This window comes from Cupriavidus sp. 05T313 (genome assembly GCF_056396665.1).
Map to the genome: position 1 here is coordinate 1 of NZ_JBFTLX010000099.1, position 22,183 is coordinate 22,183.

The 22,183-nt window shown below is 62.1% G+C and carries 21 protein-coding genes; 7 read left to right on the forward strand and 14 right to left on the reverse strand.

What is annotated here, in order from left to right:
- Positions 1–151 precede the first annotated feature (151 nt).
- The 3 genes from AC1DKD_RS21130 (at position 152) to AC1DKD_RS21140 (ending at position 2,608) form a co-directional block, all read left to right on the forward strand.
- On the forward strand, positions 152–394 hold the full coding sequence (locus AC1DKD_RS21130) for a hypothetical protein (protein ID WP_477103118.1): 243 nt from the start codon (positions 152–154) through the stop codon (positions 392–394).
- Positions 395–405: 11 nt separating this feature from the next.
- Complete coding sequence (locus tag AC1DKD_RS21135) at positions 406–1,446, forward strand: ParM/StbA family protein (protein WP_477143667.1); 1,041 nt, start codon at positions 406–408, stop codon at positions 1,444–1,446.
- A gap of 574 nt (positions 1,447–2,020) precedes the next feature.
- Complete coding sequence (locus tag AC1DKD_RS21140) at positions 2,021–2,608, forward strand: hypothetical protein (RefSeq protein WP_477103120.1); 588 nt, start codon at positions 2,021–2,023, stop codon at positions 2,606–2,608.
- Positions 2,609–2,635: 27 nt separating this feature from the next.
- On the opposite strand, the gene AC1DKD_RS21145 is transcribed toward AC1DKD_RS21140, so the two are convergent.
- On the reverse strand, positions 2,636–3,058 hold the full coding sequence (locus AC1DKD_RS21145) for a lytic transglycosylase domain-containing protein (protein WP_477103121.1): 423 nt from the start codon (positions 3,056–3,058) through the stop codon (positions 2,636–2,638).
- A gap of 951 nt (positions 3,059–4,009) precedes the next feature.
- On the opposite strand from AC1DKD_RS21145, the gene AC1DKD_RS21150 reads away from it, so the two are divergent.
- The 4 genes from AC1DKD_RS21150 (at position 4,010) to AC1DKD_RS21165 (ending at position 7,891) form a co-directional block, all read left to right on the forward strand.
- Positions 4,010–5,041, forward strand: a complete 1,032-nt coding sequence (locus AC1DKD_RS21150) for a CAP domain-containing protein (protein ID WP_477143668.1) — start codon at positions 4,010–4,012, stop codon at positions 5,039–5,041.
- 146 nt (positions 5,042–5,187) lie between these two features.
- Positions 5,188–5,829 (forward strand): hypothetical protein, encoded by a 642-nt coding sequence (locus AC1DKD_RS21155; protein WP_477103123.1) that lies wholly within the window; start codon positions 5,188–5,190, stop codon positions 5,827–5,829.
- Between the two features lie 983 nt (positions 5,830–6,812).
- Positions 6,813–7,478 carry a DUF433 domain-containing protein gene (locus AC1DKD_RS21160; RefSeq protein ID WP_477103124.1) on the forward strand — a complete coding sequence of 222 codons (666 nt, stop codon included), beginning with the start codon at positions 6,813–6,815 and terminating at the stop codon, positions 7,476–7,478.
- Entirely contained in the window at positions 7,478–7,891 is a 414-nt protein-coding gene (locus AC1DKD_RS21165) for a DUF5615 family PIN-like protein (protein ID WP_477103125.1), read from the forward strand. Before AC1DKD_RS21160 ends, AC1DKD_RS21165 begins: the two co-directional genes overlap by 1 nt.
- Positions 7,892–7,945: 54 nt before the next feature.
- Here AC1DKD_RS21165 and AC1DKD_RS21170 read toward each other — a convergent pair whose 3' ends face one another.
- The 13 genes from AC1DKD_RS21170 to AC1DKD_RS21230 all read right to left on the reverse strand — a co-directional run bounded on the left by AC1DKD_RS21170 (position 7,946) and on the right by AC1DKD_RS21230 (position 22,170).
- Positions 7,946–9,292 (reverse strand): shufflon system plasmid conjugative transfer pilus tip adhesin PilV, encoded by a 1,347-nt coding sequence (locus tag AC1DKD_RS21170; RefSeq protein WP_477103126.1) that lies wholly within the window; start codon positions 9,290–9,292, stop codon positions 7,946–7,948.
- A gap of 111 nt (positions 9,293–9,403) precedes the next feature.
- Positions 9,404–10,021 (reverse strand): type II secretion system protein, encoded by a 618-nt coding sequence (locus AC1DKD_RS21175; RefSeq protein ID WP_477103127.1) that lies wholly within the window; start codon positions 10,019–10,021, stop codon positions 9,404–9,406.
- A gap of 196 nt (positions 10,022–10,217) precedes the next feature.
- Complete coding sequence (locus AC1DKD_RS21180; RefSeq protein ID WP_477143669.1) at positions 10,218–11,345, reverse strand: type II secretion system F family protein; 1,128 nt, start codon at positions 11,343–11,345, stop codon at positions 10,218–10,220.
- Between the two features lie 29 nt (positions 11,346–11,374).
- On the reverse strand, positions 11,375–13,153 hold the full coding sequence (locus AC1DKD_RS21185; RefSeq protein ID WP_477103129.1) for a GspE/PulE family protein: 1,779 nt from the start codon (positions 13,151–13,153) through the stop codon (positions 11,375–11,377).
- 16 nt (positions 13,154–13,169) lie between these two features.
- Positions 13,170–13,628 (reverse strand): hypothetical protein, encoded by a 459-nt coding sequence (locus AC1DKD_RS21190; protein ID WP_477103130.1) that lies wholly within the window; start codon positions 13,626–13,628, stop codon positions 13,170–13,172.
- A gap of 15 nt (positions 13,629–13,643) precedes the next feature.
- The gene (locus AC1DKD_RS21195; RefSeq protein WP_477103131.1) at positions 13,644–14,921 is read right to left on the reverse strand and encodes a hypothetical protein; all 1,278 of its coding nucleotides are present in this window, start codon (positions 14,919–14,921) and stop codon (positions 13,644–13,646) included.
- Between the two features lie 13 nt (positions 14,922–14,934).
- A complete protein-coding gene (locus AC1DKD_RS21200) occupies positions 14,935–16,701 on the reverse strand; it encodes a type II secretion system protein GspD (RefSeq protein ID WP_477103132.1) in 1,767 nt (588 codons plus the stop codon).
- A gap of 43 nt (positions 16,702–16,744) precedes the next feature.
- On the reverse strand, positions 16,745–17,206 hold the full coding sequence (locus tag AC1DKD_RS21205) for a toxin co-regulated pilus biosynthesis Q family protein (RefSeq protein ID WP_477103133.1): 462 nt from the start codon (positions 17,204–17,206) through the stop codon (positions 16,745–16,747).
- Positions 17,207–17,279: 73 nt separating this feature from the next.
- Positions 17,280–17,906 carry a hypothetical protein gene (locus AC1DKD_RS21210; protein ID WP_477103134.1) on the reverse strand — a complete coding sequence of 209 codons (627 nt, stop codon included), beginning with the start codon at positions 17,904–17,906 and terminating at the stop codon, positions 17,280–17,282.
- On the reverse strand, positions 17,903–19,171 hold the full coding sequence (locus AC1DKD_RS21215; RefSeq protein ID WP_477103135.1) for a TraB/TrbI/VirB10 family type IV secretion system protein: 1,269 nt from the start codon (positions 19,169–19,171) through the stop codon (positions 17,903–17,905). Before AC1DKD_RS21215 ends, AC1DKD_RS21210 begins: the two co-directional genes overlap by 4 nt.
- Positions 19,171–19,983, reverse strand: coding sequence for a TrbG/VirB9 family P-type conjugative transfer protein (locus tag AC1DKD_RS21220; protein ID WP_477103136.1), 813 nt, complete (start codon positions 19,981–19,983; stop codon positions 19,171–19,173). Before AC1DKD_RS21220 ends, AC1DKD_RS21215 begins: the two co-directional genes overlap by 1 nt.
- Positions 19,980–20,690 (reverse strand): VirB8 family type IV secretion system protein, encoded by a 711-nt coding sequence (locus AC1DKD_RS21225; protein WP_477143670.1) that lies wholly within the window; start codon positions 20,688–20,690, stop codon positions 19,980–19,982. Before AC1DKD_RS21225 ends, AC1DKD_RS21220 begins: the two co-directional genes overlap by 4 nt.
- Positions 20,691–20,844: 154 nt before the next feature.
- On the reverse strand, positions 20,845–22,170 hold the full coding sequence (locus AC1DKD_RS21230; protein WP_477103138.1) for a type IV secretion system protein: 1,326 nt from the start codon (positions 22,168–22,170) through the stop codon (positions 20,845–20,847).
- Positions 22,171–22,183: the final 13 nt, after the last annotated feature.

The following is a 22,183-nucleotide window of genomic DNA, read 5'->3' on the forward strand; positions in this document are numbered from 1 at the left end:
GCTTTTGACTTCAAAGCTCCGATAGAAAAAAATATTGCTACGAACATGCTACGGAATTGATTAATTTTATAGCTTTTTGTACTTAATAAGCCACCCCATTTTTGCTTATTTTTTAAGCATGCTACGAGCATTTCCCGAACAAGGCGAAAGCATGAGAAAAACCGATTCGATTTACGTAGAGATTTGCATAAATCCCGACGACGGCCCCTTGCATAAAAGGCTAAAACAGTATCCAAGCCATGCTGGGAGCCGCCAGCGCGCGCAATATGCGAAGTCGCTTCTCATTCGGGCCTTCGAGATGCTGGAGAAAGCTCAATACGGCACCGTTTCGACGGCGTATTCGCCAGTTGCGCAGCGCCAAGGCGAGTCCAAAATCGGGAAGCACGATTTCTAAGGAGCAGCTTTATGTCGAGTCACAACGCCGCCCGATTCGCGGTAGGAATGGATGTTGGCTTCGGGAACCTCAAGCAGTGTTGGGGCGATGGCGAGCTGGTGTACCCAGCGCGCACCAAACCGGAAGGCACTGGCTCAACGGCCGACGCCCATCGTCTGCACCGCAAAGAGCACAGCCTGGACGAGGTGCGCGTCACTGTCGACGGCCAATACTACCTAGTCGGCCCAGACACGCACCTGCATGCCCTGGAGCCGATGATCGCCGACGACTATTGCAGCCGCCCTGAATACAAAGCCCAGGTAATCGGCGGCCTGCACTACATGTTTTTGAAGACCGGTATCCTCCGTCGAACCATCCCGGTTCTAATCCTCGGCCTGCCGATCTCTACCTTCAAGCTCCATCGCGACCAGCTGCAGGAGCAATATCAGCACAAGGCACTTTCCGTTCCAGTCCCCGCTCCGCTCCAGGGTACGTATGGACGGGAGGTGTCGGTCCGGATCGAGGAAGTGAGCATCCTGCCGCAACCCGTCGGCAGCCTGGTCGCCTGGGCTGTGGACGAAGGACAAGACCGCAGACGCGAGATTGAGGATGACCGCAACAACCTTACGATCGATCCAGGCGCACGAACATTCGACTGGTATGCGTCGCGAGGGACTAAACCGGTCTACGATGAATCCGGCGCCATTTCAGGTGGCGTGACATCGATCGTCTACTCGCTCGCCGATCACATGACCAAGGYGCTGGGAACCTACATTGATTATCGGACCGCCGAGCTGTGCCTGTCACGCCAGCAGTTGTCCTTGGTGGGTCTGGGCAATGTCGATATGCAGCCATTCCATGCGCGAGCCAAGGAACTCGTCGAGGAGATGGTTGACCGCTTCATGAACCGGGTTAAGTCGTCTGCGTTCGACAACGTGCTTCTCACCGGGGGCGGTCTGGGTCTGTTCGAGGAAGCGCTTCGCAAGCGCTTTCCGGCCGCCGACATCCGGAAGGTCTCGAACCCGATCATGGCGAATGCGCGCGGCTATTACTGCTGGGGCGTCTCCTCTTAGGCGAGACTCTATCGGCTTGTCCGGCCCGCCCCCCGCACTCAGGGGCGGGATCGCTTCCCCGCCCCATTCCGCTGTTCACCGTGAACACTTCTGGCCTCTCTAAGTCGTTGTTTTTATTGGCAGAAATGGGAATTCTGGAAAATATTTAGCTAGCTCTTTACCGGAATTCAACATCGTCGGACGGCGCCGCCTAGGTGTCGCTACGCGACAGGCCGAATTGGATGGTGATCGCGCCGACCACATTGGCGTGCTCCTCGAAGCCGCACTCCACCGAATCGCGCGGTTGGCTCCGCGGCCCGCTCGAATTTGCCCGCGCGGGCAAATTCGTGGCCGATCAAGCCATTGATTTATAAAGAGAAATTAACAACTTGTGGCGAAAAATCGGGACCATTTTGGCCGATTATGCTCTCTCGGCTAGCCCCGAATGCTCTATCTCGTTGGCGAATTCCGGCAAATAATTGGCCATCCATTTGCCGGAATTGCTTCCAAACTCGCCGGTGCCAGGCTGAGAGCAGCCGCGTTTTCCACACCTTTCGGCCTCAGTGCTGCGCGCGGTTCCGCATAGACTATCCGGATGCCATCTCCATTCCCTCCCATCCCTCCGCTCGATCACTACTACACGGTTGCACAGCTTCTTGAGCGCGGCTGGAACAAGTCGCTTATCCAGCGCCTCCTTGGTGCCGCCGACGAGGCATATCGCCTGAGCGAGACCAGCTCGGGCCGCCCCTCCCTCCTCTACGGGCGCTACCGCGTCCTGCAGGTTGAGGCATCGGATGCATTCGCCCAGGCCAAGGAAGCAGCCCGCCAGCGCGCCGCCAATGTCATTCCAGCGCTCGAGCGCAAGCGCGCGCAAATCATGGAGGTGTCCGAGCAGACGGCCATCGAAGTACCCGTCGTCGAGATGGAGCAGCTGCTTATCGGCCGGTCGTACCTGCTATCGGACGAGGAGGCTGCCGTGGAGGCGCTGATGCGCAGGATGCGCATATTCGAGTACGAAATCGATCTCTATCATTGGCACGTTGGGATTCGAGAAGCACGGAAGGCGTTGCGCCTCCGCTTCCTCGATGCGATCCCTGAGAAGTATCCCGCGCTGCTGGCGGCATGCGAGGCACGAGCACTCACGGAAACGGGCGCGGCGGACGGGCAGCCCTTTGGCGGCTAAGCGAGTACCAAGCTTGCGCGCCTGGACTTAGCGCACCGCCCCAACCCAGCCGTCGACCGCGGCCTTAACCTTCGGCCAGTAGGCGTCTCGGTACTCCGGCGTCTCCGAATGGTAGGCGCCGACGGCCAGCCAAGAGTTGCCGTAGCGGTCGATCTTCTTCCTATATAGATAGGCCGCGACCATCACGTTCGTGCAGGGCACCATGAGTTGCGGCGGCGCGATGCCGAAACGCCGCAGCTCCGGCAGGTGCACGCTGTTTATCTGCATCGCACCGTAGTCTATTGAGCCATCCGAGTTGCGGCTAACGCTGTCCGCGCGAAAGCCGGATTCGACAAAGGCTATGCCGCGCAGAACATATGGGTTGACGCCATACCGCGCGGCGGCCTCGTCGAAACAAAAGGCTTGGGCCGGCCCGGCCGCAACGAGGAGAAGCGACGCGACCAGCTTCAACCAAAGGAGAGCGGGACGTCTTGGCCTGGCGCCCATCAGTTTGGACAAATCTGATAGGTCACGCCGCCCCAGGCCGACGCGTAGGGTCCTCCATCGTTCCATGCGCCCCATTGGGTCGCGACACCGCCCGGACGGAATCCTCGCGCAGCCATCACCGACACCATTGCGTTATACATCGATCCGCCCGGGGAGAGTTGCGGGTAGTTGGGCCAATCCGCTCGCCCGGCTATCGTCGCAATGACAATTTGGTCGCCACCCCACGCGTATCGCACGGTTACCGAAGCCGGCTCCGAGGAGAAGTCCGAAGCCCACCCGACGATACTAATGAACTGGGTGCCCGAGTAGTAGCACGCCGGTGGTGGCGGTGGTGGCGGCACGTACACCGGCGGCGGCTTATCGTTATAGCAGGTGCCAACACCAGGGACGTATGCGGAGCCGCCGCCTTGGTCGGTGGGCCAGTAGCCGTGGTTTTGGCAGGTGTCAGTAATCTTTGGTGTGCATCGAGCCACTCCTCCGACTGTCCTCCATTCGTAGCCGGGCTTGCAATCTGCAACTGTGATCGGCACCTCTGGAAGAGTAATGAGTTCCGCCCAGGCGGGCCTGAGGCAGGCAAGCGCCGCGGCAGCGGCAAGTATTAGGGGTCGCGACATGGAGATTCCTCACCGAATGTTCTCTGGTTGTCCCGCCGGATCTCTCCCCACAAGAATGTGGGAGACGGCTCTATCGCAGTATGGGTACATCCGGCCCACGCATCGCGCGTGAAAGAACTACAGAAGAATAGCGGATTCGATTGCTACGGAAGTGTGCAACCATTCTTCCCCACTTACGGGGGATGCTATGCCTCAAAGTGTGGTCGTCGAATCGGTGCATGCTAGAGTTGCACGGACAAATGTTCGCGATAAATTGAGGTTGTGCTTCAAAGCACCAACCCATCGGAAAGGTCAATCAATCATGCAAAAGACAATCCTCATTTTGTCCATCGTTGCTGCGCTGTCGGGGTGCGGTGGTGGTGGTAGTGAAGCCGTCAATACTCAGCCGTCGACCAGTTCCCCTACCACGCCCACAACACCTACAACCCCTGTTACGCCGGCAGTGCCCACGTCAGTTTCYCCGGCCACGAGCGTCCCTGCTCCGACGTATGCCGCCACTGATGAACGCTCCAAGCTGTTCGCGTTGCTCAATAACTACCGAGTGCAGATGGGTGTCGGGGCGCTCGCGCAGGATCCGCTCCTCGACATCGCGGCCCAAGCCCACTCCGACTATATCAATATGAACGGTATCTTGCTGGCACATGCCGAAGATCCGCTAAAGCCCGGCTACACCGGTGCGAATCCTCGTGACCGCGCAACGAAGGCAGGCGTCCCCGCATCCACTTGGGTAGCGGAGGATATCGGCGGCGGTGGTTCTGCAGCTTMATGCATCATCGGTCTAACGAACAGTGTCTATCACCTGCAATCACTAACTAGCAATGCTGAGTCAGTTGGACTTGGTTTCAAAACCGCTTGCGTGATTGAGCTTGGCACATTCACCGGACAAACTGGAGTGTCGACGAACAGCGGCACTCCAGTGGGAGGCGGTCAACAGATGTCAGCAACTGCCATTGCCTATTCGCCACTGGACGGAGAGACCATTGATCGGGCGCTGGGCGGTGAAACGCCGCAACCTGCACCGGACATCGCCAATCCCGGCCATCCAATTATGGTCCGGGTTCGCGCAGATCTCATCTCGGACGTGCTGAGTGTCGGGTCGTTCACGCTTGTGGATGGGAACGGGGCTTCGGTCCCCGGTCGAATTCTGATAGCTCCGAACGCGAAGTCGGCATCGGTTGGGTCAGCCGTGACCGACAGCGGGCTGAACCCTGGGGTTGCGTTTTTCATCCCCCTGACCCCGCTTGGCTCTGCAGTCACCTACACCGCGACGTTCAGCGGCGCGCGCAACGGCGTGCCGATCAGTAAGAGTTGGTCCTTTAAGACCTATCCCTAAAGCAAGTTCTGGATGGCCCGCTTCGGCGGGCCGTTTCTCGTAACCAGCGTAGCGCCATCTACAAAGGAGAGCGGGCACTGGGGCGACGCCACGCGTCGTGCGCTACCCCTCCCTGGCCCTACAGCCGAGGTCTCCCGCGCCAACGGATGAGTAAGCAAACTATCACGGCTATTGTCGGATTTATCCTGGCGATCACAGTAACAGCTTGCGGTAAGTCCACCGCGAACTCCCAGAATTTCGGCACAGCCATCAGCACGTATTTAGCGGAAAATGGAGAGCTCTGCCTCGGATTGAACAAGTGGCCGCTGGACATCAAGACAGAAGATTTCACCGACAGCGCCTGGCGCCGGCCTGGTAGCCCGGTAACGAAGATGGACGCTCTGGCCGCAGCCGGGCTTGTGGCCTATTCAGAGGAGACGGTGGACCTTCGCAGTTCCGATGGCCGGAGTCCTTACCTCCAGAAGATGCGTCGCTATAAACCAACTCCAGCAGCGAAGCCATTTTTCCGCACCGGCTCGCGCGGCCAAGGAATGGCGGACGCCGCCGATGGTGATCTATGTTACGGCAAAAGAAGTCTCCTAAATGTCACGAGATGGGAAGGCCCTGAGACTGTCCTTGGTACCCAGCGGGCGCTGGTCCATTACACCGCGAAAGTCGATCTCGCTCCATGGTCCAACTTGCCTGACGTTCAGGCCGCATTTCCCAAGCTCAAAGGGAGCGCTGCTGGCGAACGCGCTGAGATTCTCCCTGTTGTGCTTACGGACCGGGGCTGGATCGTCGCATTCTAGTATCCTCATATGCACGGATTGCGTTGGACGTGCGGCGCTTTGCGCACTAGTGAGGCCACGCCCGCAGCAATGGATCCAGAAGGCGCTAGGCGAGAGACGTGCTTTGAGGGAGGCTTCGAAGCCAGTTTTATCCCCCCAAAGCGGGATTAGATAGCTTCTCGAACAGCCCTATGCTGGAACAGTCGTTAAGCCCCCCCGACTTAGTCGACACACTCCGTGAAGTCGCCGATCCTAGCTAGGACGGCGACTCTTTTTTCCTTGCGTGTGCGATGGTGCCTTGTTGCCCTTCCGCCATAAAATCGACATGCCAGCCGGTCCGAATTTCCCTTGAGGAATTGAGAACGTTCGCCGCAGTGTTAACTGATGGGTCTCTGCTTAAACACGCGACCTTGCGCGTCATCGCTGAGCAAGAGGATCGTCGGCGCCGTCAGGAAGCGAAGGCACTTGAGCAACTAATGCAGCACGACTAGCACGTCAGCTCGTGCGCGAGAAATCGGCTAGGCAGGCCCGCGAGCGCTGGCCGCTGTTTTGGCCTCAAGGCGAGCGGATCGCTGGGACGAGGTAGCACCGGTTCTGCGCGGCTGCGACCATGTACCGGATGTGCCCGCCTAGCACGTGCCCTCATGGCGGGCGCAGAGCAGCCGACATGCCGCTGCCGACCTACACCGGCAGCCGTCGCCAGCGTCCGTCCCAGCAGCCAGGCATCCCTGCGCAGGCACCAGGCCGCAGCTCGATCTTTCCGCGATGCCGGAGGCCGCCGACGCCTGTCTGCACGACAGCAGCATAGTCCCCCTGCCAGGACCGGCGCCGAGCAGGCAGTCCGCCCCGCGGGCGTCGTCGGCGCCCGTCCCAGAGACCAAGCCGCCTCAGCCGTCCCGCTGCCCCGAAGGGCGCACCTGAGCAAATGTCCCGCGCTGAGCCCGACACTCAGACGAAATGCCCTATAATTATTCCGGATATCTGGAATATTTAATAGGTACCTCATGAGACACTCATCATCTTGGGTCCCCTCGTCTGAAGTTGCCTTCATTGCGGGCCTTACGGACAAGGAGATCAACCGGGCCGTCGACGAAGACGTGTTGCCTCACGATCTGGTAGATCGCGAGGATGGGCGTCAGTTCGCCCGCATAGTTGGACCGTTCGCAAAGTTCTATTTCGAAACTAGCGATGATCTCAGCAAGTCCTTGCGCCGCAGAGTGCTTGAGATTCTCACGGATCGGCTTTTGAGCCGAGGTGATTCTGAGATCTTTCTAGCGTTGCATTTTCCGCTCTCCGCATTCGATTGGAAGGTCAAACTCTCATTTGGATCGATCGAGCTGTCCGACTTCATTCTCGTAGGTCTGGATCGTGCCGCCAGCGTCGAACGGGCTAACCGGAGTATCACGGAGGACCCGGCTGTCATGGGAGGTGTCCCTGTATTTGCGGGCACGCGAGTGCCGATTGACATTGTGACAAGTTCCAAAGCTGCCGGACTAAGCCACGACCGCCTTCGGGAGGCCTACACATTTCTAACGTCAGATTTGATTCAGGACGCTGAGGTCTATCAACAAATCCATCCAAGGCGCGGCCGGCCTCGCAAACTCGCAGATGCCAATCCAACGTGGAAAGTTCAGAGCACTAAGATCGTACGTCCAGGAAGCTCACGATAATGGGCTTTAAGTTCCTCATAGACGAATGTCTCTCTCCGGACCTGGTTTCGATGGCGCTATCTGCTGGGCATCCTGAGACCACTTGCGTGCGGAACCGGGGCTGGCTGGGCCTCAAGGATCATGATCTGATGCGCCACGTTCTGGCCGAGGACTACACATTGGTGACTCACAATGCGCGGGATTTCCGAGGACCTACCGGCGGGCCACCGAGCGGCATCCATGCGCGCGCGGAGATCCACGCGGGACTTGTTTGCCTCAATTCTGAGTTTCCGATGGACCTGATCCGACAGCGAGATTTGTTTGGTGTCGTCTTGACGGAACTGGGGGGTTGCGACGACCTTGTTAACACTGCTATCGAGGTCTTTGAGGCTGCAGATGGGCAGATCTCGATTATTCGATACAGCATCCCATAGCCGATTGAAAAAAAGCCCCGCCAGCGGGGCTTTTTCTCGATCAGCATCCCTCGCTCAATAGGCGCACCCCGTCGTGAGGATACCGACCAGTTGTCCGCCCATGTTAGCGACGTCATTGCCGCTATACCAGCCGCTAGCGGACCTTCCAGAAGCCTGCGCGTACCACGTGTTCCCGTTGTCCACCGCAGCATAGTAGCTGCCCTCGATCGTCGGCATAACATGGCCCGTCCCATTCACGAGTAGTAGCTTCCCGGTATACAGCGCCCACGGGGTGCCACCCGGGCAGTTGTCCTTGGCGAAGATCATGCCGTCCGTGACGTTCTCGATCTTGCGGGTGACCGTCATCGCCCCGAATGCCGTCGTCAGTAGCTGATACTGCCCCCCTCGGCAGATGAAGCCAACGTTGCTGCCGCTGGTTGCTATCTGCCCGTTGGTCCCGCAGGCCATGCCGGCGATGATATTGGCGACGGCCGTGCCGACTGGCTGCCAGATGCCATTGCCGCACACCACCAGGCCGGTGCCGTTGGCATTGGTCCGTGTTGATCCTGGCACGGTGCAAGCGGTGTTGGCCGTTGCCGTGCCGCGAAGATAATTCTCCCCCGTTGTCGCCACGTCCTTCGATTGAACGGTCCCGGTCGGATTGGAAAACCCAGCCGCGTTCAACGTCGACGTGTTGGTGCCGTCCGTGACCGTGACACTGCCGTTGCACTTAACCTTAATCTGGCCGTCAAAGCTCGTGATGCTCACGCAAGGCCCGATCAGGTCTGACGCGATATTCGCGTAGCCGTAGCTGCCGAACCCGACCCGAATGCCTAGGATCCCGGCTGGTGTGCCGGCGACCGGATTCGCGGTGCTGCTGCCCCCTGCCCCGGTCAACACTGCCGGCGCCGCCGGGAACGAGATATAGCCGTCGGAGCCGATCGTCGAGCTCGCCACGGCCAGGAGCGGAATCCGCGGCCGCCCTGCCTCGTCGTTCAGTGCCTGCGCCGAGTAGGCAAGCCCCATCACCTCGCAGTTCGCTCCAGGGCATGCCTGTAGGGCAAGCTGAACCTTGAGGGTCTGGCCGAGCGGCGTCCGGAGGCCAAAGCCAGTTGGCAAATACTGCGTGGCGATCAGTTCCTGCACTGTTGGCGCGAGCGCATTCGCGAACCCGGGTACCGCGCCGGCTACGACCTGAGTCTTGTTGCCCACCACGTAGCGATTGACGGCGGTGCGTATGGTGGTGGCATATTGGCCTGCACCGATTGCTTGGTTGTCTTCGATCTCGCGGATCATCTCCGGCAGCTTCACCGTCGCAATGATCATGGCCGCGATAATGAGGTACAGCCCCATCTCGATCATCAGGAAGCCGCCATCGCGGCGCTGCCGGCGAGCGGCCCTATGGATTCGGAGCTTTGGCATGGATGATCGCAAGATGGATGTCGCGTTGGTGGAACTGTGGCGCGGCTCACGGCCGCGCCACCGGAGACTGCAGACGGCCCGACGCTAGTATTGCGCGCCGGACTCAGGTGGTTACAGCGCCTTGATGACCAGCGTGTTCTTGTCGTTCGAGCAGGCAATCTTCGACGGGTCGACGACGCCACCGACCGCCTTCACGACCGAAGCGGTACCGCCATTCGGTGCGATCGACAGGAACGCGACGCTGCTGGCCAGCGCGGACACCAGCGGCAGGCAGGCGCTATCGGGGATCTGCGTCAGCGCATATTGCACCGAGTCGCCGGCCGTATTGACGGTGCCCGTGGTCACCGTAAGCGTGCCGCCACCCAGCGCAAGCGTTGGGGTAGCACCACTCGCGTTGATGCTACCCAGGCCACGGAAAAAGCCGCCTGATGTGAGCGCCGCATTGGTGACGTTGGCGTAGTTGCCCTGATACCCTTGCTTGACCTTGCCGATGAGACTGGTGAGGTCGCCGGACAGCGATGTCGCTTGGCTGGCGGAGCTGTTGCTGGAGAAATACAGGATCACACCGACCAGGGCGAGCGCGACAATGACCAGTACCAGGCCGACTTCGACCATGCTGTAACCGGCCTGCGCGCGCATCAGGGTCAGTTTGGAAGCACCGGCGGCGCGAAGGCGCTGCAGTTCTGCGCGATGAACGGCGCGACGGCGGGATAGCGTTGAGGCTTGCATACGAGGTAGCTCCTTGAGCGGAAATGGTCCTGGGTGTAAGGCCGCGATGCGCCGCCTTCGAGACACAGTTTCCCTGTCGGTGCCCGCAATCTCGGCTCGAATGCGCTAGCAAAGTCGTCCTGATTCGGCGTGCCCGCGCAAAAGCAAATCGGGGTGCCTTGCGGCACCCCGACGTGATTCCCAGCCAAGCGTCTGCCTAGCGCTTCAGGCTCTTGATCTGCGCTTGGTTCTTGAAGTCGTTGATCATGAACAGCGTCGAGCCATAGAGTCCGAACATCAGCACCACGCACGTGAGCATCAGTGCGAACCGGGACTTGCCGGCCTTCTTCTGCATCTCGACTGGGGCCGTCGTCATGATGAGCGCGCCGACCTCGTTGAGCATCGTCGACAGCTCCGCGTATTCCGCGATATCCACCACGCGGTAATAGTTGCGCTCATTGACAATGCCCGTGTTGAACAGCGCGCCCTTGGAAGTCGGCTCTTCCTCCATATTCCGCATGATCTGGTCTATGTGCCATGCCAGCCAACTCACCGAGTTTTGCCGGATGCGCTGCAGCGCGTCCGCGATCTGGATGATCTGCGAGCCGATCAGCTTGGTGACCGAGCCCAGCGCCACAAAGAAGGCCGCGCCCTGGAAGTCCCGGTACATCTCATAGGGCAAGAAATGATTGTCCAGCCACGCGCGGCCGGGCCCGGTGTACCGCGGCAACGACCAGAAGATCCAGACAAGGACGGCGGACACGACAGCGATCTCCAGTGGCCACCAGGTGCGGATCAGCGTCGCCGCGCCGAACAGGAAGCTGGGCAGCAGGCCGATGGATGCCGGGTCGGCATTCGCCGTCATGGCCTTCTCGAGCTGCGGCATGACCATGAATGCCTGAATGGCGAGGAAGACGTGCAGCAGCACGATCAGGACGAGGCCAGAGGCCATGGTCATGATCATTTCCTGCTTGGTCTTGGCCATCGCGACGATGTTTTCCCCCAACGACTGCAKGCCGGAAGCCAGGTCGCCGGCATTCTCCGACACGGCCAGCAGCGTCAGGTCCTCGTCGGGCACAGTGCCACGAATCGATTCGGTAAAGGTGCCCGTCTCCGCGAAACGGATCAGCCAATACTGGGCCATCTTGCCGATCGCACGCTTCTGGTACCGCTTCGCATAGTTCTCCAGGAACTGTGTGATCGGCACCCCACGCATGGCGCGCATGCTCTGCGCGAGGTCGACGTAGAATTCACCGCGCTCGCTGCTGAACTCGTGCTTGGTGGTAAAGCCCACCGAGTGCACCTTGGCAACCGGGTCCGATGACGACTTACGAAAAAATGGCATTGGATGTCTCTAGTGCGTGATGGAACTGCCTAGGCCACGCGGCGCAGGCCCGTCTCGGAGGCGAGCTGCATTTCGTACTGCTCGAAGGTGCCGAACTTATATTCGACCTCGCGCGGATCGATCTCGCCGCGGGAGACCTTGAACATCGAGACTTCCAGCACCGTCTTGCCCGTGCTGGCCTCCTCATAGAATCGGGACCGGTTGAGCGAGCGCACGTAGGCCTTCAGCTCCAGGTTCTGCCGCTCCCGGAACATCTTGAGCATGGTCTGATCCAGCTCGATCATCTCGGCGACGACCGTTCTGCCCTTGACACCATGCAATTCCGGCAGCCCGGCCCGGCGGCAATGCGGGCAGCCCTCTGGATTGGCGAACCGCAGGACCTTCCGGTCGATACCAAACACGCGCTCGATGCGGGCAAGATACGCCTCGCTGATCCACTTGGCCTGCACATGGTCAACCTTGCACTTGGGACAGTTGATCGGCAACAGCGCCTGGTACACCAGCAGGTTCATGAAGCCAGGTGTCGCGATCACGTCGCGCGGGATGCCCAATTCATCGGACGTGAGGCGCATGGTGATGGTGTCGATGGCGCTCGGTGCGTGCACCGTCGAGAAGGCGCGGTGACCGGATTCAGCGATATCTCGGAAGAGTCCCGCGCTTTCATGGTCCCGGATTTCACCGATCAGGACCGCATCCGGGTCCATCCGCTTGAGCTGGCGCTTCACCGCCAGAAACGGGTCGTTGCCAGTATCGTTCATCGACCGGGACACGGAGAACTGGGTGGTGTCCGGGATGATGTACTCGACCGGATCCTCCACGGTGTACTTCGCCATGGTCGACGGCAACATCGTCATGATGGTCTGGGCGGTGGTCGACTTACCCGACCCGACCACACCGGCGGTGATCGTACCGCCGCCGAGGCGGCCGATGGTACGCTTCCAGGCCGCGATCTGGTCGGGCAGGTAGCCGAGCTCCTCGAGCGTGCGAATCGACTGGGCCTCGTCCTGGGTCAGCATCCGCATGACGATCTTGGTGCCCTTCGCGGACTGGTTGGAGGCCCAACGAAACAGCAGGCGGTGGTCGGCAACATCCGCCCGGATCTGGCAGGCCTGCGGCTTGTTCTCGTTGAAGGCGTTCTCCGAACCAGAACGGCTATGGATGTTGTAGAGATACGCCGACGTATCCAGCAGGTCGCCAGTCTTGATCTCGAATTCCCGCGGGCGGATCAGCTTGCCGTCGACCCGGAAGCCCACCTTGGACCGCTCCTGCAGCCGTTCAATCTCGAAGTGCAAGTCGGAGGCGTTGGTTTCGACCGCGAACCCGACGATGTTCTCAAACTGTGACCAGAGTGCGGAGTTTCTGTTGCGCGAATTCAGTCCGCTGGCCAGCGCTTTCGTCTTCGGCTTGTTCTCCATCACCCCATCGCGGCATAGCTCCACCATCACCACGGTCGACGCGATGTAGTAGATCGGCTCTGCGGCCTCGCGTTTGAAGGAAAGGGCCTTGATCAGCTCGTTGGCGATGTCCGAGTTGATCATGTTCTCGGTCAGGATCAGCGCGAAGCGGTTGGCCTCCGTCTCAACGGGGCAGATGTAATGCCGGAATGAGGCCTGAAGGTTGATCTCCTCGTACAGCTTCTTGGTGAACGGCGGCAGGTCGTCAATGTGTTCGACCGGCTTCGGGGCCGTCTGGTAGCCGCCGGCCGCCGCGCTGGCGCGGCGGCCATGACTAGCGGCCGGCGTCGCCGGCGCCAGGCTAACGGAGAGCGGCGCCTGTGGCGTCTTCCTCCCAAACAATCGATTGAGCACGGTCGGTCCTTTGGAATCACATCGTGGGAGCCCAGACGGTGTGTCCGCCCTTGCCGCGCTGCCCGACTGGGGCGAGGACCGCACCTTCTGCCGTCAGGCGCCGTACCTGGTAACCGGCAACACGCGCGCCGGTGCGGATCGGATAGATGCGGCCGTTCCAGTTGAGGCGTCCGTGATAATCCATAGTGCCGTCCGCGTTGCTCACGCCGTAGATAGCCGCCACATACGGCTTCGCTTCCACCGCAGGCGCTGCGAGAACACCTGGGCCGCCTGCCGGCGCTGCCACCGCCACACCCGGGGTGGCGATGCCGGCCACGCCCGCGCCTGGCTTGAGCAATTCGTCGTTGAGCCGCTTGATCGTGAGCTTGTTCTCCAGACGTTCAATTTCCCCCACCGTCGGGACGTCGGTTTGGGCAGTCGCCGCCTGGCAGAGCATGGCCGCGGCAAGCGCGGTGATAATTTGGGTCGTCTTCACGGTCAGGTCCTTTTCTTACTTGGTGAGAACCGCGCCCGCCACTTTGACGGTCGCGAACGATTCGGCAGTGCCAGCCTTGCCATTGCGCTCCAGGTTGAGGGACAGCGCGGTGAGGTAGGCATACTCGGGGAAGGTCTTCAGCACCGCGGCAGTGCGAAGTGGCAACTGCACGGTCCACGTCGCCTCCCGGTACAGACCTGGCACTGCATCTTCGGGAACGCCATCAGGAAGCCGGAAGGGCTTGATGTTGCCCATCTTCGGTTCCGTGCCCAGCACGGCCATCTTTTGCAGTGTCGGGATAAAGTCCTGTGTCAGTTCGGCCCGCGATCGGGCGAGCTTGAGCACGTCCCCAACCGTCTTGGTGCTAGCCAGGGGCGCCGTGATCGAAACCCGCACCGTGCGCTGGTCTGGGTCGAATGCTGCGGACTTCGCCCACTCGGCTGGGGCCGCTGCCAGGAAGCTCTCATTCGACGCCTGGGAGAAGTTGCGTTCGAGCCGGACCACACAGCCCAAGCGCGGGGTGTCCTTGGGTTCGCAATCGACCGACTTCACGCCCCAGCCGCCGACCGACACCGGCAGTCCCCTCACCCAATCCAGGTAGTCATTGATACCCGTGGCGAGGAACAGCGGCGAGGCGCTGACCACGCTGAGCGCTTGGGCATATTGTTCCGCCGGGGTCTGCGTCTTCCGCACCGCCTCTTCCGCGAGCTGCGTTGCCCGCCACTTGCTGTAGGTTTGCCAGCCGACGCCGATGCCACCGAGCAGGACGAGCAAGGCGACACCCTGGATTGGCGTGACGCGCAGTTTCGGCCGGCGCATGGCAGCGCTGGGATCCGCGAGCAGCGCCAGTTCCAGCAGGCTCAGCGTCTCGATGCCATCCAAGCGTGCATCGCCGATCAGGCTGAATGGCTCGCTGCCACAGATCTTGGTGAACTCATCGATCAGCGCCTTGACCTCCGCGGCACGCAGAAAGGCGTGATCGAAGCCCTGGCGTGGCCGCCGGTGATGAATCCCCACGGCAACATAGCCGTCCTGACCGGGAATCTCCGACACGTACATCAGATTCTGCACCCCCGTCGCGCGCAGGATCAGCTGCGCGCCGGCGTAGACCGTCGCCCGCTTCGCGGGGCGCTTGGTCTTCGCGGGCAGCAGGCCAACGTATTGCCCGGCACGGTCCGCCCACAGCATCGTGGCGCCGGCCTTGCGCGCGACCGCCTCTTCACTGCCTTGCCGCAGCAGCACTTGCCACTGCAGGCCAAAGGCCACCGACTTCCCATCAATGGTGAGTATCACGATGCCCCCGCGCTCAGATATCGGCGTCGCGGATCACCGCCGACACCAGCACGATGGTGGTGGTCCGGGTGCGGCTCTGCGTAAGCGAGCCGCCAAGGGCCAATGGCGCGCCGTCGCCCATTGTGCGGCGGTCGTACTGCGAGTTGACGCGGTCGAAGCCCGTCAGGATGAGGGTCTGCCCATTCTTGATCGGCACCTCCTGCGTCGAACCCTCCCCGTTCACATTGGGCAACTGCACGGATTGGGCGCTGCTGCCGCTGCCAGACACGAACGTCTGCAGGCTCTGCAGCACGGACTGGTCCAGCGACAAGGTCAGCATCACGCTGTCCTTGTTGGTGGCGTTGGGGAACAGCACCAGTTTCAGGCCGGTGGAGTCCTGCGCGGTCTGGATACCGGGGGTGGAGCCTCCGCCAGAGATGGAGGCCACCCCCGGCGTGGTGTTGCTCACGTAGGAGAACGTGTTGCGCACGTTGTAGCTGATCGCGTGGCGGTTGCGCGTCGACAGCGGCAGCTCGGTGGAGGTCTGGACCCGGCCGATCTCGGCCAGCGCGCGGATGATCGCCTGCGTGCCGCTGCCCGCGCCCGACATGATGTTCAGCCCCAGCGTGCCGGCATTGCTGCTCACCAGCGAAGCCGGCGAGACCGCCGACAGGCTGAAGGCAGGGATGTGCGCCAGGGCCTTGGTCAGCAAGGCATTCCAGTCCACCCCGCTCTCCCCGGTGTCGGTGGTGGTGATCTGCACCGTCTGGACGCGCAACAGGACCATACGGGACAGAATCTTGATCTGTTCCTTGATGATCGCGTCAGCACGCTCCACCGCATCCTGCGTATCGGTGATCGTGATGGTGCCGGTGGCCTGGTTGGCATTGATCGTGCCCACCCGGGTCAGCACGCTGTCGGCCGCTTCCTTGATGGACGTCAGCTCGTTCAGGCCGCTCGCCTCGCTGCGCACCGCGTTGGCGGCCTGCTGTGTCGTCAGCGCATTGCTGTTGTTGCTCTGGTAGGTCGGCCCCGACAACGCCGTCGAATAGGAGTTCGTGGCCGGGGAAACGGGCAGGTTCCAGCTCTTGGTGACCAGGCGGTAGAACTTGATCGCATTGGCCTGATCGTCGTACTTCCATTGGATCTGCAGCCGGCTCGCGATGTTGTCGAGGATCTGCGCCAACGGCGCTTCCATCCGCGGGAAGTCCAGGTCGGTAGGCGAGTCGGGCTGAACGATCCCTGCGCCGCCACCCGGTGTGGGCAGCGGCAGCGGTGCCGGCGGCAAGCCACTGCCTGCCGTCGGCGGTAGGCCCGTGGGCGACGGCAACGGCACCGGCGGGATCGGCTGGGCGCCCAGCGTACCGACCTTGGCCGCGCCCGTATCCATCGTGCCGCTCTTGGGCATGAGCGACAGCGCCGCCAGGTAGACGTCCGGCGTGATGCTGACGGTGATACCCGTGACCAGGCCGATGCGCTGCGCCGCCTCGGCGAGAGACACCCTGCCGGTGGGGAACAACACGGCCGTCTTGAAGCCGCGTTGCAACGCGCGCGGCAGACGGACGTCCCGGGCCAGCGGCACCGATTTGCCGACCAGGTAAGGACGGTTGACCTCTTGTGCCTGCTCGACGTAAGCACGATTGGCATCGATCGCGCGGTTGATCTCGGCCCGCTTGGTATCGGCCTTGTTGGCGGCGTTCTGATACTCGCCCATCGCGCGCTGAGTCAATTCCGGGGAAACGCAGCCGGCCAGGGCGGTGGCGGCAGCCGCGCACGCGGCGAGTTTGAAGGTGATATTCATTGGTTTCAATCCTTGGTGGGCAGGCTGTCCCTTGCGGCGCGGCTTACTCGGCGCGATCACACAGGGCTGTGGCCGGGATGACGCGCACCACGGCGTTGGTGTGGAAGCACGGCTGCACTGCGGCATCGCTCATGTCTGTGGCACGCAGGACCTCCCGGACGGCGGACTTGAAGTCGCCCGGGAACTGATCGCTGCCGACCAGCGGTATGTCCCGCTCGGCGCTCCAGACCAGCGACCAGCCAGCCGCGCTGGCCCAGCGGGTCAACAGCATGCGCACGTTCTGATCAGCGGGAGTCACTTGCCACCCCGATTGGGCCGGTGCTGGCACCGACGCAGAAACGGGTACGGATGCCTCGCGCTGAGCGATCCGCTCTGCGATCAGGTCCGGTTGTGCTGTGCCCTGGGGGACGCGCCCGCTTTCGCGGACGATGAAGTTGGCTGCGCCGGCTGAACTCGAGACCATCAGGCCCAGCAGCAGGGTCGCGCACGTTTGTTTGATGGCCATCTCGACCTCTCCGTTGAAGAAATTGATACCTGCTCGACGCGGGCCGGGTGGCACGCCACCCATCCACGCTGCTTCACTTCGATGCCACCGGCGACGCCGGCGACACCTCGTTCCAAAGGGAATGCACGCGCATGATGAACTCGGGGTCGCCTGCCGCACTGATCGATGTCCAACCCTTGGCCTTCGCCTCCGCGATCACCGCCCGGATCTCGTCGTCGGAGGAGCCGGGGACGGCGAGCCGCGCGTCATCCGCAGCCGCTGCGGTTGTCACTGGCGCTGCGGTAGGAGCGGTGCGATCCGCCTTTGCCTGCACTGGCGCTGGGGCGGCTGTGGGAGCGGGCGTGGGCGCCGCGACGGGAACCGCGGCTGGGACCGCGGCTGGGAGCGGGGCTTGTGTCGCGGCAATCTCGCGCGGCGTAACCAGATCCACGACATAGGCCTGGCTCGAGTTGCCCGTGCGACGGATCTCGTAGCGGCGGCCGTTTGCATACGCGATGATCTCCACCGGCATGCCGCGCACCAGCAACGCATCCTGCCGACGCACCGCGTCAGGGACGGTCAGGGCAACACCCGGATGGGCCTGGATGTACGTGTTGACCCCGTCGTTGAAGACGATGCGCACGGGCGACTCGGCGCCTTGCGCCAGCGCGCAGGTCGCCGCGCCGGCCAGGAAGAGGGAGGCAATGGCTGTCTTGATCACTTTTCTGCGCTCCATGGCGACATGAGGGTGTCCCGTGACACCACAAACAGGAACTCGGAACCGGCATCGCCGGTGAGCGTTGGCTGGATATTCAGGTTGCGCTGGAGCATGGTTCGCACCGTCTCGGACAGCGACTGCGCGAAGACGGAGCCACCCAGTTGCGTGCCGCCGGCGCCGACATTCACCGTGACGTTCTGCGAGGACTTGGACGCCAGCAACGAAGCCGCACCAACCACCAGCGAGCTGCCGAAGATCTTGAGGAAGTGGTTGTTGACGTCAGCATCCAGGCCGGACATCCCTTGCATGTCAGTGGCGGACGCGCCGGACAGTGGGATCCACGTGCCGTTGGGCAGGATCAGCCGTTGCATCGCCAGAAGCACGCGGGTCTGCCCGACCTGGACTTCGTTCCGATAGACACCCACCAGCGTCGAGCCAGCAGGAATCAGCGGAACGCGCTGCGTGACCGAGTCGTAGACGGTCGACGTCACGCGAGCGGTGACCTTGCCGGGCATGTCGCTATTCACGCCCGTGATCAGCACGCTCCGAACCACGGTCCCCTCATAGACCGCGGCCTGCCCATAGGCCGGCTGCTGCCGATTGGTCAGGTTCGGCGCGTCGTTCGCGGCTTGCTTCAGGAACGCGCTATCGCCAGACCGAACGCTCGCTGCCGGCTGCTGTTGGCCAAGTTGCGACAGCAGCCCGAGTTGGCGCTCGGCGAGGGCCTCCGCGCTGGCCGGCCCCGGTGCCGCCGCTGTCTGCACCAATTGCCCCCCGGCAGATGAGTCCGTGGCACTGGTCTTCTTCAGGGTCACCGTGGCCCCGGTCGCGATGGGCGCGGCCCAGATCTCTTCCTCGCGGCTGGGGCCACCAGCGCCGACGGCTGGGTCCGGCGTAGCGAGCGCGCGCGAGGCCGCGCTTCCGTTCCCCATCGGCGTCGGCATCGGCGCGGGCGTGCTCCTCCCCTCCGCTGCCGGCGTGCTTGCGCTCGCGTCTTCTTGCAGATCGCGCAACAGGCGCTTGCCGGCCAGTTCCGGTTCCGGCAAATCGGCTTTCGACACGGGCGCTGGCGCCGCCACGCTGCTCGGGGACTGTGGCCAGAACATCCACGTCACCACAGCCGCTGCGAGGAGAATCAGTCCGAGGATATGCAGATTGCGGCGTGCCTTGCCCTTGGTCAGCGACGGCGAAGGCTCGCTACTCGCGACGGGCCGCGGCGCCGCCTTACGCGCATCCTCGGCGAAAGGGTCTTTGAGATCCGGCGCCATCAGTTGCCCCAGCTCCACCGCGCGGTCTTGCGGATCACCCGCACTTCACGCTTGCCGAGCTTCAGCAGCAGCTTGTTGGCGACGCGATCGACCACCACGTAGTCGCCCTTCACCACGTAATTCACCAGCGACGGCTTGTCGTCTTCATAGAGGAAGACGCCAGGCTGGTCCTGAACGCTGGGCAGCCGGAGGAAGGTTTGCCGGCCGTCGTTGAACACCGTGGTTGGCTTGAAAGGGGCGTCGCCCTCCATCTCATAGCCGAACTCATAGGCCGTCGGATCTGGCACGCCACCCAGCTCCTGCGATTTGAGCCGCGCCTTATCATTTGCCACGGTCTCAACCTTGTCCCGCTCCTTGAGCGTCAGAGCAGCCTCCACCTCCGGGTAGTGGAAGGTCACCTTCTGGAAGCGCTTCGCGCCCGGTTCGCCCGAGCGCAACTCGAGCTGGTAGGTGCGCTTGTCGGTCACCACCGTGAGCGTCGTCACCAGATTCGGTCGCAGCGGCTTGATGTACAGATTGCGGGGCCCGCCACTCACGCGCCACTGAATCGAATCCCCGATGGCCGGCATCTCGACCACGCCCTCGCCTGCCTCCAGTTCCAGGTGCGTGATCATTCCGGGCGTCGTCAGCACCCGGAAGATTGCGTCGGGACTGTAGGTAAACATGACGATGCGACTTTCGTCCGGCACCTCGATCGGCAGCGCGGCGGCCGACACCTTCTCGTCGGCCGACGCAGCAGGCTGGGGCTTGGCGTGCGCCGCCGGGACACAGATGGCGGCGCCGAGAAAAATGGTCAGGAGTCGTCGCTTCATTTCGTCGCTTCATCATTGAGGTTGAAGCCGGTGATGTAGACGCCGGCGGGATCTTTGAGGATCTCTTCGCGCGTAGTCGGCTTGACCACGTTGAAGTTGATCGTCATGGCATAGCTGCGCGATTCGGGCGCGGCGCCGGGCGCCCGGCGCGTGGTGGTGCGAAACCGGATCAAGGCAGCGTCGCTGCCCAGGAAGTTGATCGAGAGGTTCTCGTACTCGCGCACCAGCCGCGGGTTGTCCCGCAGCAGCACGAGCGGGTTCTCCTTGCGACGCAGGTCACGCAGCTGGTCGCTCGCCGTGCCGATCGTCTTCGAGGCGGCGCGCGCCAGGTTCGCCTCGACCGTCGCCCCGTTGATGGCAAACACCTGTTCGACCCATAGGTTCAGCGCGTATGACAGCGCGGGCTGGTCCGGCACCCAGGCGCCCGATTGGTTGGTGTCGATCACCCGGCGCCCGGAGTCAGACTGGTGGATCACGACGGGCTCCACCGTCTTGAGCGGAAACAGGCGAATCGATGCTGCGCCGTTTGCGACTAGCGCCACCGCCTCGATGCACGCGACCAGGAACCAACGGTTGCGCTCAATGCGCGAGCCGGCGCCCATCTCATAGTGGACACGGCGCGCGGCCTCTTCGGGGGGACCGGGTGTGAAATCAGGCGGGGCCTTGCTCGCGGACCCCGCGTTCACGGATTTGCGGAATAGGTTCATGAGGCCCATTCTTGGACCAGTGGGAACTTTTTCCGCTTCGAATGCTGATGCGAATTCGCTCTGATTCGGAATTCGATAGGGCATGTGGCGCGCGACCAAAGAAGAGGCCCGCCGAAGCGGGCCGTGGTGTGCCTGGACACGCAGCGTATGCGCGCTAGGACTTGCCCCTTCGGGCAGCCATCCTGCTCGCAGCGCGCTGGCCACTGGTGCTGTTCACGGTCTTGAATGGCCGGGCCTGTCCTTGCCCTCCCTTTGCCGAGGGTCCTCTGGACCCCGATCCTCCGCCACTGCGCCCGAGCAACTTGTTCGTGAGCATCGTAGCGCCCGCGGCTGCGGTCTTTACGCCTGGGATCTTCATCGCCACATCCTTCAGGACGCCTCCTGCCTCGCCGGCAGCCTTAGCCGTGCTCTTGCGACCATCCCCAGTCACCACACCGAGATTGCCTGGGAACAGCGTCGAGACAATCTGCGGGATTTGCCCGAAGATCCGTGACGCGATCAGCGACATACCCAATATCGCGAGCGCGTCCAGCGCCACTGTGAGGCCCCCGTTCCCTGCGACCGCCGCGAAGTGCATCGTCGTGCTAAGTCCGTCAAATGGCGCCGCCAACAACTCAAGCACAAGGGCGGCAAAGAAGTTCAGAAGGAGCGCCTGAATCAGGAAACCCACCCAGCTGCTGATCCAAGGCCGCGTCCAACTGGAAGCACCGAAGGCGATGAAGATGGGGCCGACTGCCGCACCCACCGCAGCAAGGAACGGCCCCAGGAAGATCACCGCAACGATGTCTACAATCGCCCTGATCATGACGTAGGTCGCCATCAACAACAGAGCAATGGCCACAACACTCCCAAAAACTACCCCAAGCGTGGCGAAGCCAAACTTGGCGCAATAGAAGGCCGCTACCACATTTGTGAGGCCACCCATGAGTGTATTCAGCATCGATCCCACAAGCTTCAACACCGCCACCCAGGGGGACGAAGCTGCGGACGAGATTAGCTTACTGACACCCACCAGGGCGTCGACAAACTGATCGTAGTAGCCAAGGAAGAGCGCGACGACCGATGCGGGCAACACGACATCGATCACGACTGTAATGGGGGTGCCTTTCTCGGTACCCAGCGCGACGATCAGGCCCCATAGCAGGGAAATCAGTGCAAGCGTCCCGCCAACTACTTTGGCGGGCACCATGAGTTTGGCTGCGGTGCCTTTCGCCTTCGTCAACAAACTGCTCTCAAAGCCCTCAAGGACCTGCAACTTTTCGCCGATCTTTTCCATCCCGGCGAAGTAGTCTGGGGCGGAGTCACATACTCCGGAGGATGCATCGGGCTTCGCCTTGCCTGCTTTTATCGGATAGCCAATGTAAGGGCCGGTCTCGCTGCCGATATCTGCGCTGGCCTGGCCGAACGCAGGAAGCGTACCGGCCAACAGTAGGGTGAGCGCGGCGAACAGCCGCAGGAGGATGACGCTGAGCGGAGTCATTGGTGAGAGCCGT

Bases quoted from the DNA above. Each gene is read 5' to 3' on its own strand.
- AC1DKD_RS21130 (WP_477103118.1), top strand. From the start codon at position 152: ATGAGAAAAACCGATTCGATTTACGTAGAGATTTGCATAAATCCCGAC.
- AC1DKD_RS21140 (WP_477103120.1), top strand. From the start codon at position 2,021: ATGCCATCTCCATTCCCTCCCATCCCTCCGCTCGATCACTACTACACG.
- AC1DKD_RS21155 (WP_477103123.1), top strand. From the start codon at position 5,188: ATGAGTAAGCAAACTATCACGGCTATTGTCGGATTTATCCTGGCGATC.
- AC1DKD_RS21160 (WP_477103124.1), top strand. From the start codon at position 6,813: ATGAGACACTCATCATCTTGGGTCCCCTCGTCTGAAGTTGCCTTCATT.
- AC1DKD_RS21165 (WP_477103125.1), top strand. From the start codon at position 7,478: ATGGGCTTTAAGTTCCTCATAGACGAATGTCTCTCTCCGGACCTGGTT.
- AC1DKD_RS21170 (WP_477103126.1), bottom strand. From the start codon at position 9,292: ATGCCAAAGCTCCGAATCCATAGGGCCGCTCGCCGGCAGCGCCGCGAT.
- AC1DKD_RS21175 (WP_477103127.1), bottom strand. From the start codon at position 10,021: ATGCAAGCCTCAACGCTATCCCGCCGTCGCGCCGTTCATCGCGCAGAA.
- AC1DKD_RS21200 (WP_477103132.1), bottom strand. From the start codon at position 16,701: ATGAATATCACCTTCAAACTCGCCGCGTGCGCGGCTGCCGCCACCGCC.
- AC1DKD_RS21205 (WP_477103133.1), bottom strand. From the start codon at position 17,206: ATGGCCATCAAACAAACGTGCGCGACCCTGCTGCTGGGCCTGATGGTC.
- AC1DKD_RS21215 (WP_477103135.1), bottom strand. From the start codon at position 19,171: ATGGCGCCGGATCTCAAAGACCCTTTCGCCGAGGATGCGCGTAAGGCG.
- AC1DKD_RS21220 (WP_477103136.1), bottom strand. From the start codon at position 19,983: ATGAAGCGACGACTCCTGACCATTTTTCTCGGCGCCGCCATCTGTGTC.
- AC1DKD_RS21225 (WP_477143670.1), bottom strand. From the start codon at position 20,690: ATGAACCTATTCCGCAAATCCGTGAACGCGGGGTCCGCGAGCAAGGCC.
- AC1DKD_RS21230 (WP_477103138.1), bottom strand. From the start codon at position 22,170: ATGACTCCGCTCAGCGTCATCCTCCTGCGGCTGTTCGCCGCGCTCACC.